The organism is Christiangramia portivictoriae DSM 23547 (assembly GCF_000423045.1).
Taxonomy (GTDB): Bacteria; Bacteroidota; Bacteroidia; order Flavobacteriales; family Flavobacteriaceae; genus Christiangramia; species Christiangramia portivictoriae.
This window is the reverse complement of the sequence record NZ_AUHF01000001.1, coordinates 449,002-464,844: the sequence shown is the minus strand read 5'-3', so window position 1 is coordinate 464,844 and position 15,843 is coordinate 449,002. Positions and strand designations below refer to the sequence as shown.

Genomic DNA, 15,843 nt, shown 5'->3' with positions numbered 1-15,843 from the left:
AACCCGGCACATGGCCGGGTTTTGATAATTATATGGAAGAATGATTACATCATTCCTGGCATTCCGCCGCCCATTCCTTGTGGCATTCCACCACCTCCGGCGTTATCTTCCGGAATATCAATAAGTGCACACTCGGTTGTAAGGATCATTCCAGCAACTGAAGCTGCATTTTCCAATGCCACTCTGGTTACTTTCTTAGGATCGATAATACCAGCTTTCAGCATATCCACATAAGTATCTGTTTTAGCGTCATAACCGAAGTCATTCTTGCCTTCCAGCACTTTGTTGATCACTACTGAACCTTCTCCACCAGCGTTTTGTACGATCGTTCTTAGCGGAGCCTCAATAGCTCTTGAAACGATCTGTACTCCAGTTGCCTCATCAGAATTTTCAGTTTGGATCTTGCTAAGTACAGCCTGAGCTCTTACTAAAGCAACACCACCACCGGCAACAATACCTTCTTCAACAGCTGCTCTGGTTGCGTGAAGTGCATCATCCACTCTATCTTTTTTCTCTTTCATTTCAACTTCTGAAGCTGCACCAACATAAAGTACGGCTACACCACCAGCTAATTTTGCCAGACGCTCCTGAAGCTTTTCTCTGTCATAATCTGAAGTAGTAGATTCAATCTGAGATTTTATCTGGTTCACTCTACTCTGGATATCATCATTGTTTCCAGATCCATTTACGATCGTAGTATTATCCTTATCGATCGCTACTTTTTCAGCAGTACCCAGCATATCGATAGTAGCATTTTCCAAAGTAAATCCTCTTTCTTCAGAAATTACGGTACCACCTGTTAGGATAGCGATGTCTTCCAGCATAGCTTTTCTACGGTCACCAAATCCTGGAGCTTTCACTGCAGCGATCTTCAATGATCCACGTAGTTTATTCACCACAAGAGTTGCAAGAGCTTCGCCATCAACATCTTCAGCAATAATTAATAGTGGCTTACCAGACTGAGCTACCGGCTCCAATACTGGAAGCAGATCTTTCATAGAAGAGATCTTCTTATCAAAAAGAAGAATATATGGATCTTCTAGATCTGCTGTCATTTTCTCAGAATTTGTAACGAAGTAAGGAGATAAGTATCCTCTGTCGAACTGCATTCCTTCTACAACGTCTACGTAAGTTTCTGTTCCTTTTGCCTCTTCAACAGTGATAACTCCTTCTTTGCCAACTTTTCCGAATGCCTGAGCGATCAAATCACCAATTACATCATCATTGTTAGCAGAAATAGATGCTACCTGCTTAATTTTTTCAGAAGAATCACCAACCTCTTTAGTCTGGCTGGCCAGATCTGCTGTCAGAGATTCAACAGCCTTATCTATCCCACGTTTTAAATCCATTGGGTTTGCACCCGCAGCCACGTTCTTCAAACCTTCTTTTACAATAGCCTGAGCAAGAACAGTTGCAGTAGTAGTACCGTCTCCTGCAAGATCATTGGTTTTGGAAGCAACTTCCTTTACCATTTGTGCTCCCATGTTTTCTAGCGGATCCTCAAGTTCGATCTCTTTCGCTACGGTTACACCATCTTTAGTTACTGTAGGAGCGCCAAAGGATTTACTAATGATCACATTACGACCCTTTGGTCCTAAAGTTACTTTTACAGCGTTCGCCAATGCATCAACACCACGTTTAATCCCGTTACGAGCCTGAATGTCAAATTTTATATCTTTTGCCATTTCTATAATTTTTAATCATCTGTAGATGTCTACAGAATTATTGGTTATTAAATTTTAGATTATGTATTCCGACGGATGTCGGAAAATTGTAGTGAAACTTATACTATTGCCAGTATATCATCTTCCCGCATGATCAGGTAATCTGTTCCTTCCAGTTTTAGCTCAGTACCGGCATATTTACCGTAAAGAACCGTATCACCTTCTTTCACTGTCATCTCGTGATCTTTGGTACCTCCACCAACAGCTACAACTTTACCTTTTTGTGGCTTTTCTTTAGCTGTTTCCGGAATGATGATTCCAGATGCAGTTTTGTTCTCTGCAGCAACAGGCTCAATTACAACCCTGTCTGAAAGTGGCTTAATGTTTAGTCCCATTTTGTTAAATTTTATTATTAGGTTAATTAATTTTTCAAATACGGGAGACATATTTCTAAAATTATGCCAGCTCCAATTCTCTGCCATCACGCAATAAAAAATGCCAGCTTGTCATAAGCTGGCATTTCAGAATATAGATGTGTTTCTTATTTACTGCTCACTGTCAGTCTGAGTAGCTGGTGCTGCAGGCATTTCTGTATTTACGGGTTCGTCACTTTCGAAAACGCGTGTTCCAGCCTCTGAAGGTCTATCCATGATAGCTACATTAGAAAGCAGAATTAGTACAAGTAATAAAGTAGCCAGTGTCCAGGTGGATTTATCCAGGAAATCTGTTGTCTTTTTTACTCCTCCCATTTGCTGACCACCGCCGCCAAATGAAGAAGAAAGTCCGCCACCTTTTGGGTTCTGAACCATGATCACAACTACCAGCAAAAATGCTACGATAATTATTAAAGCTAAAAATATAGTGAATGTGCTCATTCTTAATCGTTATTAGTGTCTTGTAATTTTTCTATTGCCCGAATTTGGTCTGCAAAGAAACCACTTTTTTCGGGATTTTTCAAAATTAATATTTTATAGGCCTGGATAGCTTTTTTGTAGTTTTTCTGCTCGAGATAAACCCTTGCCAAGGTCTCTGTCATCAATGATTCCTGGCTGGTCATCGATTCTTCGGCTAGATTGTTTCTGGAGACAGATTTTACCGGTTTGATCTTAGGATTTTTGGCAATGAACTCTTCTATAAGATCAAATTTTCTCTGTCGATCCTCGTTTTCAGGTTCTTCAGAATTGTTCTCTCTTTCAATGGGTTCTGCCCTGGTCAATTTTAACCATTCTGAGAAGGAATGAGATTCCTTTTGATCAAACTCCAGAGGTTTTCCTATATCAAGGCCGTTATCTTCGGAAATTTCATTGTTGCGTTCCTCATCTGAAGTGGTGTCGACCACCTTCGCTCGTTCAAATAACGAGGGGTCCATTACCAGTTCAGATTCAGACTGCTTCATCTTAATGGCATCATCCAGGTCTATGCTTCGTCTTCCATGAACTTCTTCATGTTCGTAGACCGTCATTTCCTTCAGCCGGTCTTCCTGCTGCCTGATCTGCCTGGCAATCGAATTTTGATTGAATTCTTCCGAAGTAATAAACTCGAAGAGAATATCACGGTCTGTCGTATAAGCCGCTGTTCTTTTTAAAGCAGTATTGTAATTGAACTCCTGGTGCTCTTTTAAACCTTTTAAGCGTATGGCACGAACAGCCTGGAAATAAGGTGCTTTTTCCAGCAACATTTCCAGTTCCCGCGTTTGTTCTTTGGTGATTTCCGCAGGAGAGTTCAATAAATTTATGAGTGCTTTTTTTTCCATTACCAGTCGGTAAGCGCCGCGTTAAATATATCCTGAGTAATTCTTGTATAAATTTCGTCAAGCGCAGTCTCCAGGTTCGCTCCTATCAATTGTTGCTGTGCCGGGTAATCATAATAGAATGAAAAACGCTTTTCAAAATCCTTTTCTGGCTCCAGGGTATTGTAATATCGAACATTTACCGCCATGGTCAGTCTACTTTGCGCAGCGGTATTTTCAGCTGTGGCAGACATAGGCGCCACGTAAAATTGCGTGATTTCCCCTTCAAAGATCAGGTCGCCATTCGTATTGGTAAGACTTAAGCTTGTTTGATTCTGAATAAGGTCCTGCAGAGAGATCGTGAATGCACGGTCAATACCCGGCTCTACAAGATCTGCATTATTCTGGAAGAAATTTACCTGGAATGTTTCAGCATCTCCCGTATCGGCTCCTGTAAAAGAATAGGACATACAGGAAGATAAGCTCAAAGTCACCAGTAATGCCGTGATAATACTCAGAAATCTTGTCATTGATTATAAATTATACTGTTTGATCTTTCGATATAAAGTTCGTTCACTTATTCCTAATTCTTCTGCTGCTGCCTTACGTTTTCCGCTGTGTCTTTCCAGCGATTTTTTAATAAGCTCCAACTCTTTATCCTGAAGTGAAAGGGTTTCTTCCTCTTCGATCTCTTCAGCAAAATAATATTTATCCTTTTCTTCCTGGCTTGGTGAAGAAGAATTTTGTTGCGGAATTTGCAGTACATTCAATTCATCCTCATCAATATCAGCTTCATCTATATCATCACCGCTGCTCCCGTAGATCTTTTCTATAAGACCTTCATTCTCATCCTGAACCTGCTGGCTGTCTCCCTCCTGCATCAGCTTCAGCGTTAATTTCTTCAAATCATTAAGGTCGCTTTTCATATCGAACAGTACCTTGTAAAGAATCTCTCTTTCATTGCTGAAATCTCCTTCTTTCTTTTTATCTGAAATAACCGCCGGTAAATTACTCCCAATATCCGGAAGATATTGTCGAAGTTCTTCTGCGCTAATATTTCTCTTCTGTTCCAGAACGGAAACCTGCTCTGCAATATTTCGTAACTGGCGAATATTCCCTCCCCATCGATATTTCAGCAGCAAATCAACAGCATCATCATCCAGCTTAATGGTAGGCATCTTGTATTTCAAACCAAAATCTGAAGCAAATTTTCTGAAAAGTAAATGGATGTCACCTTTTCTTTCTCTCAATGGCGGTAATGCAATTTCCACCGTACTTAAACGATAATAAAGATCCTCCCGGAATTTATCTTTCTTGATGTTCTCGAACATGTTGATGTTCGTAGCCGCCACAATTCGCACATCGGTTTTCTGTACTTTTGAAGAACCTACTTTTATAAATTCCCCATTTTCCAGCACCCGAAGCAGTCTCACCTGAGTAGGCAATGGTAATTCCCCAACTTCATCAAGAAAGATCGTTCCACCATCGGCTACTTCAAAATAACCGCTTCTGGTTTGAGTTGCACCTGTAAACGCTCCTTTTTCGTGTCCAAATAGTTCACTATCGATAGTACCTTCAGGAATCGCTCCACAGTTCACTGCGATATACTTCCCATGTTTACGATGGGAAAGCGCGTGGATGATCTTCGGAATACTTTCTTTCCCCACACCACTTTCTCCGGTAACAAGTACTGAAATATCTGTGGGCGCAACCTGGATTGCCTTTTCTACTGCACGGTTTAGCTTTGGATCATCTCCAATAATGCCAAAGCGCTGTTTAATTGCCTGAACTGATTCCATTTAAAATTTCAGTATTATTAATACATTCCTCAGTATTCATCAAAAGAATGTCATCGTAATTGTTAGTTATTATCACTATACCCCACAGGCTCGCCGATAAGAGTCGCGCTGGTACAGTCCTTAATTTTTACGTTTACAAAATCACCGATCTTATAATTTTCCTTGTCAAAAACCACTACCGTATTCTGTGAATTTCTACCGCTCCAGTGTTGATCAGATTTTTTAGATTCCCGCTCGATCAATACTTCCGTAATTTCACCTAAGAATCGTTTGGTTCTCTGTTTGCTATGTTTCTGCTGAAGATCTACGATCTCCTGAAGACGTCTTTTCTTGACTTCCTGAGGCACATCATCTTCCAGCTTTCTTTCAGCCATAGTTCCAGGTCTTTCAGAATAAGCATACATATAACCAAAATCGTAGACAACTTCCTCCATCAGGGATAAGGTATCCTGGTGATCTTCCTCGGTTTCTGTTGGAAAGCCGGTAATCATATCCTGAGAAATCCCGCAATTTGGGATCATTTCCCTGATATTTCGAATAAGCTCAAAATATTCTTCACGGGTGTGCAGCCTGTTCATCGCCTTCAGAATTCGGTTGCTTCCAGACTGCACTGGTAAATGCAGGTAATTACAAATATTTGGATACTTTGCTACCATTTTGATCACATCCAGCGTCATATCCTGAGGATTTGAGGTGGAGAACCTGATTCTCATTTTAGGATGTGCTTCTGCCACCAGTTTCAAAAGTTGTGAGAAATCTGTCGCCGTCGCCTTTTGAATTTCAGTAGCATTTTTAAAGTCTTTTTTGAGTCCGCCCCCATACCATAGATAACTATCTACGTTTTGACCCAGCAATGTGATCTCTTTAAAACCTTTAGCTGCCAGATCGTTCACCTCTTCCAGAATACTTTGAGGATCACGGCTGCGTTCACGACCTCGGGTAAAAGGAACCACGCAAAAAGTACACATATTGTCACAACCGCGGGTAATCGATACGAATGCCGAAACCCCATTGCTTTGCAACCTCACCGGAGAAATATCGCCATAAGTCTCCTCTTTGGATAAAAGCACATTCATGGCACTTCTACCTTCTTCGATCTCACTCACAAGATTTGGAAGATCCTTATAGGCATCTGGCCCAACGACCATATCCACGATCTTCTCTTCTTCAAGAAATTTGCTTTTAAGCCGCTCTGCCATACAACCCAGAACTCCCACTTTCATCCCGGGATTTATTCTTTTAACGGCATTGTATTTTTCCAGTCTTTTCCTTACTGTTTGCTCTGCTTTATCACGAATTGAACAGGTATTTACCAGCACAAGATCTGCTTCCTCCAGTTTCTGGGTAGTATTAAAACCTTCTTTACTAAGAATGGAAGCGACAATTTCAGAATCACTGAAGTTCATCGCGCAACCATAACTCTCAATAAACAGCTTACGGGTGTTTTCAGCCTTAGGCTCCATTACTAATGAATTCCCCTGTCTTTTCTCATCTATTGTCTTCTCCATAAATCTAAACCAGCCTTTAGGTTTTTAGAAAGGCAAAGATAGAACTAAACAAGGTTCTGACAAAGTGACAGAAAAAATTTTCTTAAATCCTACGCAACCTTTTCGAAAGTGTAGCATCTAACTGATACCTAACCACAATTACACATGAAAAATTTACTTTTTGTGTTACTATTATCACCACTTTTCCTCTTCACTTCATGTGAGGAGGATAGTGATGATGAGTTTACTACGGTTGCAGTACCCGTAACTCAGTCCATCGCTGATTTTCGTGCTTCTGTAGAAATTCAGGCTCCCAGGGAAATCAAGGAATCGGGAAAGATCTACGCCTGGCAGAACTATATATTCATCAATGACAAAAACGAAGGTGTTCACATAATCAATAATACCGATCCTTTTAACCCTGTAAAAGTTCAGTTTTTAAAAATCCCTCGTAATACTGATGTAGCGATTAGAAATAACATGCTCTATGCTAATAACGGGATGGACCTGGTCGTTTTCGATCTTAGTGACATGAGTGCTATTAAAGAAGCTGGCAGGGTCAAAGACATTTTTCCTAATTACTATCGCAATCCACCAGAACAGGTAAGTTTTGTCGACTTTGAAAACTTTGATTATACTACTGAAGTCATTATAGGCTATATCACCGAGTCCCGAAAAATAGAATATGCAAGAGGTGATCTTGTTAACGAGCCTTTCTTCTCAGAAGCAGACGGCGGTGGATCTGGTATCGGCGGAAGTATGGCCAGGTTTACCATAAGTGAAGAATTGCTTTACATAGCTGAAGAGAGCGAACTCTCTGTAATAGACATAAGCAATCCTTCCAACCCGGTTGAACTTAGCAGCGAATATGCCGGCTGGGACATAGAAACGATTTTCCATTATCAGGATCACCTTTATCTTGGAAGCTCGACTGGAATGTATATTTACGATCTGGCAAACCCAGAATCTCCACAACAGGTCTCGTTTCTTCAACACGTACTTGGATGCGATCCAGTGGTAGTGAAAGACAACTACGCTTACGTGACCATTCGTGGCGGCAATAATTGCGGACAAAATTTTAATCAACTGGATGTCGTGGATGTTGCAGACAAGAGCAATCCCAGAATTGTAAATAGCTATGAGATGAACAATCCATATGGCCTGGGCGTCAAGGATGACTGGCTTTTCGTTTGTGATGGCGATGAAGGACTGAAAATATTTGACACTAAAAACACCCCCGATCTTAGTCTTGTAGATCAATTTACGAACATTAACACCTATGATGTCATTCCTCTTGATGACAAGCTGCTAATGATCGGGGATAATACACTTTCCCAATATTCCTATAAGGGTAATGAGGTTAATTTAATTAGTACATTCTCTTTGAATTGATCACCCTTTTTTTGTTTGGTTTTTCGAAAAATCCCCGCTGCCCGGGGATTTTTTGTTTCTGTAGAAAGGATTAATATTTCTTTTTACTAATTCTGTTACCGGTGATATGACGCTGAGCTTTGCTTTTAAACCTGCTAACATCATCACTTCTCAGCTTCTCATGTTTTGTTTTTCTACCCTGCACTCTGGCTCTCCATTTTCTCCAGTTCCTTGGATGCATCTGCTCGCGCATAAACCTGATAACCTCGTCTTCTTTTAATCCAAATTGAAACTCAATGGCTTCAAAGGTAGTTCTGTCTTCCCATGCCATTGAAATGATACGATCAATCTGTCTTTCATCCAAATCATATTCTTCTGCGATCATGTTTTGTTTATTTATTTAAAAGTAAAGTTAAACAATTTAAGAATAGGAAATAAAAAACCCTCTGCATTTCTGGAGAGGGTTCCAATATAAATTTGAATCTACCTATGCCTCAAATGGCTCGATAGAAACATAAGATTTATCATCTTTCTTCTTAGTGAATTTCACTAGTCCGTCAACTTTAGCGTGTAAAGTATGATCTTTTCCAGCGTATACGTTATCACCTGGACGGTGAGCAGTACCTCTCTGTCTTACGATAATATTTCCCGCAACAGCAGCCTGTCCACCAAAAATCTTCACGCCTAGACGTTTCGATTCTGATTCTCTACCGTTCTTGGAACTACCAACTCCTTTTTTATGTGCCATCTTATTTCGTTTTTAGTAGTTTACACTAGCTTAATGCAGCAATTAATTCTGCTTTTTTCATTGAAGAATATCCCTCAACACCTTTGTCTTTAGCCATTTCTCTCAGCTCTGCAACTGTGTTCTGACTTAGATCGTTTGAAGATTCTTCTTTTTTGCTTTCTTTCTTAGGCTCTTCTTTCTTGGCTGAAGTAGATTTAGATCCACCTTTAAGATCGATACCTTCGATAAGAATTTCAGTAAGTGCTTGTCTGTGACCATTTTTGGTTCTGTAACCCTTACGTCTTTTCTTTTTGAAAACGATTACTTTTTCACCTTTAAGGTGACGGTTGATTTTTGCTCCAACCAAAGCTCCTTCTATAGCCGGGGCGCCAACAGTAATGCTATCTCCATCTGCAGTAAGAAGTACCTTATCAAAAGAGATACTGTCTCCTTCTTTACCTGCCAGGCGATTCACATAAACTCTCTGGTCTTTTGCAACTTTAAATTGCTGCCCTGCTATCTCTACAATTGCGTACATAGCGTATAATTAGTTATATAAATACTTAATAAAAATCACTTCCGTTTTCACGCAAGCGGGTGCAAATATAATTCTAATTAATTAATTGACAAAGGTTTTTGTTTTTTTCGGCTTAGACTATAAAGTATGCTTTTTAGCCTCTTTAGTGTTCCATGAATCTTTGAATAACTGCATGTATGCCAGGGTTAGTACCAGGCTCGTAGCAAATCCCATGACGGCAACTACAAATAAAACAACTCCAATGCTGGTATTGTAATCTGTAATCCAAACCGTGATAAGTTCATCCAGGAACCCTGGATTTATTTCCGTAGCGTAAATACCGAAAAAGATCGTAAATATAATAGTAGCATTGAAGCCCGTTAGTAAACTGGCCATAAAGCCCTTTTGATATTTAAATTTATTCCCTTTATGCAGTCTGTAATGTTTAACCGCCTCAAACATACCATACGCCATGATCACACCATTGAATAGGCTGTAGATTGGTTGATTGTGAGCATCGAAAAGTGAAAGAATTAGAAAATAAGCAATAAGACCGGCGGCAACAGCCACACCGTATTTAATAGGAATACTGAATTTACCCATAGCAATGTTGGTTTTGATCGTAAATTTCCTAAAAATACCGCGTTTATTGCCTTAATAGCTTGTTAATTTTAACACATTCCGCACAATCTGCATATTAAGCTGAATTTATTGTAACTTTTCACGAGCTACACAAACTAATAATGGCAATTGAAAAACCTTAAAAAAATGATTAACAAACTAGGACTGTTATTCTGCTTTTTCATGATTGGAATCGTAGGATTTGCTCAGGAAGTAGAATTTACTGAGTATGATTTAGACAACGGGTTGCACGTGATCCTGCACAAGGATAACTCTGCTCCTGTTGTAACCACATCTGTAATGTACCATGTGGGTGGAAAAGACCGTGAAGACGGCAGAACCGGGATGGCTCACTTTTTCGAGCACCTGTTGTTCGAAGGAACCGAGAACATTCCAAATGGAAAGTGGTTCGAAATCGTGAGTTCCAATGGTGGTAGCAACAACGCCAACACCAGCCAGGACAGAACTTACTATTACGAAGTATTTCCTTCCAACAATCTTGAATTAGGATTGTGGATGGAATCTGAAAGAATGTTACACCCAATCATTGGACAGAAAGGTGTGGACACTCAGAATGAAGTGGTAAAAGAAGAAAGAAGACTGCGTATGGACAATTCTCCTTATGGCAACCTGTTACCAGCAATGCAGGAGAACATGTTCAAAAACCATCCTTATAAAGATCCAAACATTGGCTATATGGAGGATCTTGATGCGGCTACTTTAGATGAGTTCAAAGCTTACTTCGATAAATATTATGTTCCTAACAACGCTGTACTGGTAGTTGCTGGTGATATCAAGATCGATGATACTAAAAAGATGATCGAGGATTACTTTGGTCCAATTCCTTCAGGAGATGAAGTAACCAGAGATTTCCCAAAAGAAGAGCCAATTACAGAGCAGATCAATGCCAAGTCTTATGACTCCAACATCCAGATCCCGGCTTCAGTAATTGGATACAGAACTCCGGCTTTTACTGAAAAGGATTCTTATGTACTAAACATGATCTCAGATTACCTTAGTGACGGTAACAGCTCGAAACTTTACAAAAAACTTGTGGATGAGCAGAAGCAGGCACTTCAGGTTGGAGCTTTCAATTTAGAGCAGGAAGATTACGGGATGTATCTTATCTTCAGTATTCCTCAGGGTGAAACAGAATTGGAAACTCTGAATACTGAAATTGAAGAAGAGATCGCTAAACTTAGAAGTGAGCTTATTACTGAAAAAGATTTTCAGAAGCTACAGAACAAAGCAGAGAACAACTTTGTAAACTCGAATTCCAGCATTGCAGGAATCGCAAACTCTTTGGCAAGAAACTATCTTCTTTATGGAGATACAGATCTTATCAACGATCAAATCGATATTTACAGAAATATCACCAGAGAAGACATCAAAAGAGTTGCTTCAGAATACCTAAAGCCTAACCAGAGAGTAGTGCTTGAGTATTTACCAGCCAGCGAACAGCCGGAATAATAATTAAAAAATTGAAAAAAATGAGAAAAAATATACTAACTCTGGCAGCATTTGCAACGCTAACTGTTGGAGTTTCAGCTCAGATTGACCGTAGCCAGATGCCCGAACCGGGTCCTGCTCCTAAAGTAAATGTAGACGAACCTGAAACCTTCAAGCTTGATAATGGAATGCAGGTAATGATCGTGGAAAACAACAAATTACCACGAGTTGCCATGTCTCTTAGATTTGATAACGCTCCTCATGCTGAAGGTGCCAAAGCAGGTGTTTCCGGAATTACCGGTGACCTTATTGGGACCGGAACCAAGAACATGTCTAAAGATGAATTCAACGAAAAAGTTGATTTTCTTGGGGCACGTCTAAATTTTTATGCTGGTGGTGCGAATGCGAATACCCTATCTAAATACTTCCCTGATGTGCTTGCCTTGATGGCAGATGGGATAATCAATGCACAATTTACCCAGGAAGAATTTGACAAGTCTAAAGCAAGAACTATCGACGGACTAAAAAGCAGTGAAAAGGATGTTTCCTTCAACGCTCGTAGAGTCCGCTCTGCACTGGCATATGGGAAAGATCACCCTTATGGTGAATTCTCTACGGAAGAAACTGTAAACGCAGTGACCCTGGAGGATGTGAAATCTTATTACAATACATGGTTTTCACCAAAGAACGCTTACCTGGTAGTTGTTGGAGATGTAGATGAAGATGACGTAAAAGATCTTGTGAAAAAGAACTTTTCCTCATGGACAGGGAAAGCGACTCCGGAAGCTAAAATGCCAGCGGTATCTAATGTAAAGCAAACAGAGATCAACTTTGTTGATATGCCAAATGCTGTACAGTCTGAAATAGCCCTTGTAAATACAATCAATCTTAAGAAAAAAGATGACGATTACTTCCCGGTTCTTGTAGCTAACAAGATTCTTGGTGGTGGTGGTGAAGCAAGATTATTCCTTAACCTTCGTGAGGACAAAGGTTATACTTACGGAGCTTACTCAAGCACCGGGAATGACAAATATGCTTCAACTTTCGTAGCCAGTGCCAGTGTGAGAAATGAAGTTACAGATAGCTCTGTAGTGGCATTTCTTGACGAGATTTACAAAATGAGAAACGAGATGGTAACAGATCAGGAACTGGCAAACGCCAAGGCTAAGATCACCGGAGATTTCGTTCTTTCATTGGAGCAGCCTTCAACAATCGCAAATTTCGCTATGGAAATTGAGACTGAAGACCTTAATGATGATTTCTACGAAGAGTACCTGGAAAGAATTGATAAGGTTACTAAAGCAGACGTTCAACGTGTTGCCAAGAAGTATTTCCTTGCAGATAATTCAAGAATCGTGATCGCCGGTAAAGGTGCAGATGTTTTGGAGAATCTGGAGAAGATGACCTATAATGGCAAAACTTACCCTATCAACTACTACAACAGGTTTGGTGAGAAAACTGAAAAGCCAGAGCAAAAACAAGTTGATGCTGATATGAGCGTTGAGAAGGTATATAACAAATATATCGACGCTATTGGTGGTCGTGAGGCAGTTGAAGGTATTGAAACTGTAAAAATGATCGCCAGTGCAAATGTTCAGGGAAGAGAACTTGGACTTGACATGACCAGAACTTCTGCTGGAAAATTAAGCCAGGAAGTAACTATGGGTGGTCAGGTTGTAAGCAAGCAGGTATTTAATGGTGAGAAAGGCTTCGTAATGCAGATGGGACAGAAAATGCCATACAACGAAGACCAGATTAAAGCTGCGAAAGCTGATGCTGATGCTTTTCCAGAATTAACTGTTGGTGAAGCTAAAATCGAAGGAATCGAGCAGGTAGATGGTAAAGACGCTTACGTTGTGAGTGCAGATGCTACTACAAAGAACTACTATGCTGTAGACAGCGGACTAAAAGTACAGTCGGTGAAAACAGTTAGCCAGGGAGGACAAACAATGAGCATCCCAACAGGTTACGGTGATTACCAGGAAGTAAAAGGAGTGAAATTTCCTTTCACTATCTCACAAAGTATGGGACCACAATCTTTTGAATTCAAGGTTTCAGAGATTATGGTGAACGAAGGAGTCGAAGATGCAGATTTCTCTGTAGAATAATTATTTCTTCTGAAGAGTATAAAAGCCCTGGAAACGGGGCTTTTTTTATTCGGTGCTGTTTCTTCTTCTGATGATATTTCTTGAGCGATTCACTATGAATACACCCAGCAGGATTACCATTGCTGAGACTATTTGCCACAAACTAAAGACCTCTCCATCCAACATTCCCCATCCAAGCGCAACAACCGGAATAGTATAAGTAACTGAGGTAGTAAATACAGGATCTGAGATCTGTATCAATTTATTGAAAATGATCATTGCCACCCCTGTTCCTATGATTCCAAGTATGCCCACATAGACCAAGGATAATTCAACTTCAGTAGTAATAGGCTCCAGATCAAAAAATCCTGAAAAATAAAGGATCAGAAATGCTGGGAATAAAAGCACGAAAAAGTTTCCTGCGGTAATTCCAAGCGGACTTATATCACTCATTTTAGTCTTGAGAATATTCACGTTTACAGCATAACATGCCGTTGCCATAATCACCAGCAAGCTATAAAAGTAATTCTGATCTGGATTGATACTCGCCCCGCTAAGGATGAGTCCGAAGGTTCCCAGCAGGCCAATAATCACGCCGGTGATCTTGTTCTGTGTAACTACAGCCCGAAAGAAAGCAGCTCCCACGATCAGCGTTAGTAATGGGGTGGTTGCATTCAAGATGGAAGCGATGGCGCTGTCGATTTCGGTTTCAGCAAAAGCAAAAAAATAAACCGGAAAGAAGGAACCCAGAAAACCTGAAATTATGATCCATTTCCATTGTTTAGCATTCAGTTTCATCAAACTTCGGAAGCCTACGAATATCAGGAACAGCGCAGCAAATATGATTCTGAAAGATCCAACCTGTAAAGGACTCAATCCTACAAGTGCTTTTTTGATAAGGATAAAGGAGCTACCCCACACAATGGAGAGAATGATGAGATAGATCCATTTTATGTTTTTCAAACCTGAAATTTTAGAGCGACGAAGATAATTTTTAAATGTTATGAAAGCATAAAAAAACCATCCTGCAAAACAGGATGGTTTTTATCTGAAATAAAGGTTACTTACTGGTTTTCTGTAAGCGGAATAGGAAATTGCTCAAATACATCATCCCCTTCCCTGTCGATAGGCAACTCATCCAAACGATCATACCTGCGTACGTCCAGCCAGCGATGACCTTCAGCGAACAGGGAATACCTTCTTTGCATAAGCATCTCGTCTATCAGGGACGCTTCAGAAGAATCACCATCATAATCATCCAGTCCTGCTGAATTTCTGATCAAATTCAAAGCTGCAACAGCTTCAGAAGGATTTTGATAAATATTTGCTTCCGCATAAAGAAGGATCAATTCCTCGTTTCTGATAATCGGGATCGCATCGATATTAGAAGTATACCTGAAAACGGCGTAATCTCCAGTTAGAAAATCAAAGGTAAGGGATTCACTTCGCTGGGCTATTTTATTTAGTCGCTCATCGCCTTCCTCGGCATCGGTTACAAAATCTGGCTGTACGATCCTTGCTCCCGCAGTAGAAGCCTCTACTGGAAAGAACATTGGATTTAAAATATCTGTCTGGTCTGCACTGAAGTTGTAATAAATACCCTCATCAAGCATGGAAGCATCCAGAGTAAGGAAACTATCTTCCAGGTAATCCAGAACCGCAGGAAAATCTTCCTGATATGCGGCTACTCTTGCTGCTATCGCCTTATTTGCCTCCAGGAATGAACCTGGACTACTAAAGCCTGCAAATCCTGAAGTAAGGGTGAATGGATACGAATCGCCACCATTTTGAAGATCTGCTGCTGCCTCATCAAGTAAAGCCCGTATCGCACTCAATGCTGCGTCATAACCCAGGAAAGGCCCTAAATTATTTTCATCTGCCACATCAACTCTAATCCCATTCTGGTAAGTTAGATTTAAATTCAGCAATAATTCATAAGCTTTCACGGTCTTTAAAAAACCTTTGGTAGCGCTAATCTCTAAGTCTGTAAATTGAGCTGAAACGTCCTGGCCATCTATGAATTCTAGAATTAAATTGACGTTTTTCACAGTTCTGTACCTGGCTGCCCATGGATTGGTAATATAAAAAGTATTGTTATCCAGTACCGCATTCTCTTTTCCTAGTAAATCTGCAGTAAATCGCGGATCTGAACTGGAAAATCTCCAGTATTCCCTGCCTATTACCCCAAGATCATCGTAGTAAGTACCAAGTCTAACACGCATACTGTAGAGCACACCGCCAACAAGATCCTGAAGATCACCCCTGGTGAGATTATCCCTGAAAGCATCTACTTCCGGGTTATTGAGATCTGAAAACTCTTCAACGTCGCAGGCTTGAAAACCGCTAATTAAAAAGAAGAGTATGAATATTTTAGTTAATGTATTTTTCATCA

Annotated in this window: 16 protein-coding genes; 3 read left to right on the top strand and 13 right to left on the bottom strand. The window is 40.3% G+C overall.

Features of this window, described 5'->3' with window-relative positions; translation table 11 throughout:
- Positions 1–44 precede the first annotated feature (44 nt).
- From groL to miaB, 7 genes are all read right to left on the bottom strand, one after another.
- The gene (gene groL / locus G529_RS0102235; RefSeq protein ID WP_026913983.1) at positions 45–1,685 is read right to left on the bottom strand and encodes a chaperonin GroEL; all 1,641 of its coding nucleotides are present in this window, start codon (positions 1,683–1,685) and stop codon (positions 45–47) included.
- A gap of 98 nt (positions 1,686–1,783) precedes the next feature.
- Positions 1,784–2,059 (bottom strand): co-chaperone GroES, encoded by a 276-nt coding sequence (locus tag G529_RS0102230; protein ID WP_026913982.1) that lies wholly within the window; start codon positions 2,057–2,059, stop codon positions 1,784–1,786.
- Positions 2,060–2,209: 150 nt separating this feature from the next.
- The gene (secG, locus tag G529_RS0102225; RefSeq protein WP_026913981.1) at positions 2,210–2,539 is read right to left on the bottom strand and encodes a preprotein translocase subunit SecG; all 330 of its coding nucleotides are present in this window, start codon (positions 2,537–2,539) and stop codon (positions 2,210–2,212) included.
- A 2-nt stretch (positions 2,540–2,541) separates the two neighbouring features.
- On the bottom strand, positions 2,542–3,417 hold the full coding sequence (locus G529_RS0102220; protein ID WP_026913980.1) for a hypothetical protein: 876 nt from the start codon (positions 3,415–3,417) through the stop codon (positions 2,542–2,544).
- A complete protein-coding gene (gene lptE / locus G529_RS0102215; protein WP_026913979.1) occupies positions 3,417–3,923 on the bottom strand; it encodes an LPS assembly lipoprotein LptE in 507 nt (168 codons plus the stop codon). The genes G529_RS0102220 and lptE overlap by 1 nt, the downstream gene beginning before the upstream one ends.
- 3 nt (positions 3,924–3,926) lie before the next feature.
- Entirely contained in the window at positions 3,927–5,192 is a 1,266-nt protein-coding gene (locus G529_RS0102210) for a sigma 54-interacting transcriptional regulator (protein WP_026913978.1), read from the bottom strand.
- A gap of 62 nt (positions 5,193–5,254) precedes the next feature.
- Complete coding sequence (gene miaB, locus G529_RS0102205; RefSeq protein ID WP_026913977.1) at positions 5,255–6,700, bottom strand: tRNA (N6-isopentenyl adenosine(37)-C2)-methylthiotransferase MiaB; 1,446 nt, start codon at positions 6,698–6,700, stop codon at positions 5,255–5,257.
- 144 nt (positions 6,701–6,844) lie between these two features.
- Here miaB and G529_RS0102200 point away from each other — a divergent pair, with 144 nt between their 5' ends.
- Positions 6,845–8,071 (top strand): LVIVD repeat-containing protein, encoded by a 1,227-nt coding sequence (locus tag G529_RS0102200; RefSeq protein WP_026913976.1) that lies wholly within the window; start codon positions 6,845–6,847, stop codon positions 8,069–8,071.
- A 70-nt stretch (positions 8,072–8,141) separates the two neighbouring features.
- On the opposite strand, the gene G529_RS0102195 is transcribed toward G529_RS0102200, so the two are convergent.
- The 4 genes from G529_RS0102195 to G529_RS0102180 all read right to left on the bottom strand — a co-directional run bounded on the left by G529_RS0102195 (position 8,142) and on the right by G529_RS0102180 (position 9,897).
- On the bottom strand, positions 8,142–8,435 hold the full coding sequence (locus G529_RS0102195) for a TIGR03643 family protein (protein ID WP_026913975.1): 294 nt from the start codon (positions 8,433–8,435) through the stop codon (positions 8,142–8,144).
- A gap of 102 nt (positions 8,436–8,537) precedes the next feature.
- Positions 8,538–8,798, bottom strand: a complete 261-nt coding sequence (gene rpmA, locus G529_RS0102190; RefSeq protein ID WP_026913974.1) for a 50S ribosomal protein L27 — start codon at positions 8,796–8,798, stop codon at positions 8,538–8,540.
- A gap of 25 nt (positions 8,799–8,823) precedes the next feature.
- Positions 8,824–9,315: a 50S ribosomal protein L21 gene (rplU, locus tag G529_RS0102185; RefSeq protein WP_026913973.1), complete on the bottom strand. Its 492-nt coding sequence runs from the start codon at positions 9,313–9,315 to the stop codon at positions 8,824–8,826.
- Positions 9,316–9,432: 117 nt separating this feature from the next.
- Positions 9,433–9,897: a DUF4199 domain-containing protein gene (locus G529_RS0102180; RefSeq protein ID WP_026913972.1), complete on the bottom strand. Its 465-nt coding sequence runs from the start codon at positions 9,895–9,897 to the stop codon at positions 9,433–9,435.
- Positions 9,898–10,062: 165 nt separating this feature from the next.
- Between G529_RS0102180 and G529_RS0102175 the strand changes: the two genes are divergently transcribed.
- Positions 10,063–11,385, top strand: a complete 1,323-nt coding sequence (locus G529_RS0102175) for a M16 family metallopeptidase (RefSeq protein ID WP_026913971.1) — start codon at positions 10,063–10,065, stop codon at positions 11,383–11,385.
- Between the two features lie 20 nt (positions 11,386–11,405).
- Positions 11,406–13,472 carry a M16 family metallopeptidase gene (locus G529_RS0102170; protein WP_026913970.1) on the top strand — a complete coding sequence of 689 codons (2,067 nt, stop codon included), beginning with the start codon at positions 11,406–11,408 and terminating at the stop codon, positions 13,470–13,472.
- 45 nt (positions 13,473–13,517) lie between these two features.
- Here the strand turns inward: G529_RS0102170 and G529_RS0102165 are convergent, their stop codons facing one another.
- Both G529_RS0102165 and G529_RS0102160 read right to left on the bottom strand, forming a co-directional pair.
- Complete coding sequence (locus G529_RS0102165; RefSeq protein WP_026913969.1) at positions 13,518–14,414, bottom strand: DMT family transporter; 897 nt, start codon at positions 14,412–14,414, stop codon at positions 13,518–13,520.
- A 101-nt stretch (positions 14,415–14,515) separates the two neighbouring features.
- Complete coding sequence (locus G529_RS0102160) at positions 14,516–15,841, bottom strand: RagB/SusD family nutrient uptake outer membrane protein (protein ID WP_026913968.1); 1,326 nt, start codon at positions 15,839–15,841, stop codon at positions 14,516–14,518.
- Positions 15,842–15,843 lie beyond the last annotated feature (2 nt).

Bases quoted from the DNA above. Each gene is read 5' to 3' on its own strand.
- G529_RS0102160 (WP_026913968.1), bottom strand. From the start codon at position 15,841: ATGAAAAATACATTAACTAAAATATTCATACTCTTCTTTTTAATTAGC.
- G529_RS0102220 (WP_026913980.1), bottom strand. From the start codon at position 3,417: ATGGAAAAAAAAGCACTCATAAATTTATTGAACTCTCCTGCGGAAATC.
- G529_RS0102200 (WP_026913976.1), top strand. From the start codon at position 6,845: ATGAAAAATTTACTTTTTGTGTTACTATTATCACCACTTTTCCTCTTC.
- G529_RS0102180 (WP_026913972.1), bottom strand. From the start codon at position 9,897: ATGGGTAAATTCAGTATTCCTATTAAATACGGTGTGGCTGTTGCCGCC.
- G529_RS0102210 (WP_026913978.1), bottom strand. From the start codon at position 5,192: ATGGAATCAGTTCAGGCAATTAAACAGCGCTTTGGCATTATTGGAGAT.
- G529_RS0102170 (WP_026913970.1), top strand. From the start codon at position 11,406: ATGAGAAAAAATATACTAACTCTGGCAGCATTTGCAACGCTAACTGTT.
- secG (WP_026913981.1), bottom strand. From the start codon at position 2,539: ATGAGCACATTCACTATATTTTTAGCTTTAATAATTATCGTAGCATTT.
- G529_RS0102195 (WP_026913975.1), bottom strand. From the start codon at position 8,435: ATGATCGCAGAAGAATATGATTTGGATGAAAGACAGATTGATCGTATC.
- G529_RS0102230 (WP_026913982.1), bottom strand. From the start codon at position 2,059: ATGGGACTAAACATTAAGCCACTTTCAGACAGGGTTGTAATTGAGCCT.
- rplU (WP_026913973.1), bottom strand. From the start codon at position 9,315: ATGTACGCAATTGTAGAGATAGCAGGGCAGCAATTTAAAGTTGCAAAA.
- lptE (WP_026913979.1), bottom strand. From the start codon at position 3,923: ATGACAAGATTTCTGAGTATTATCACGGCATTACTGGTGACTTTGAGC.
- miaB (WP_026913977.1), bottom strand. From the start codon at position 6,700: ATGGAGAAGACAATAGATGAGAAAAGACAGGGGAATTCATTAGTAATG.
- rpmA (WP_026913974.1), bottom strand. From the start codon at position 8,798: ATGGCACATAAAAAAGGAGTTGGTAGTTCCAAGAACGGTAGAGAATCA.
- groL (WP_026913983.1), bottom strand. From the start codon at position 1,685: ATGGCAAAAGATATAAAATTTGACATTCAGGCTCGTAACGGGATTAAA.
- G529_RS0102175 (WP_026913971.1), top strand. From the start codon at position 10,063: ATGATTAACAAACTAGGACTGTTATTCTGCTTTTTCATGATTGGAATC.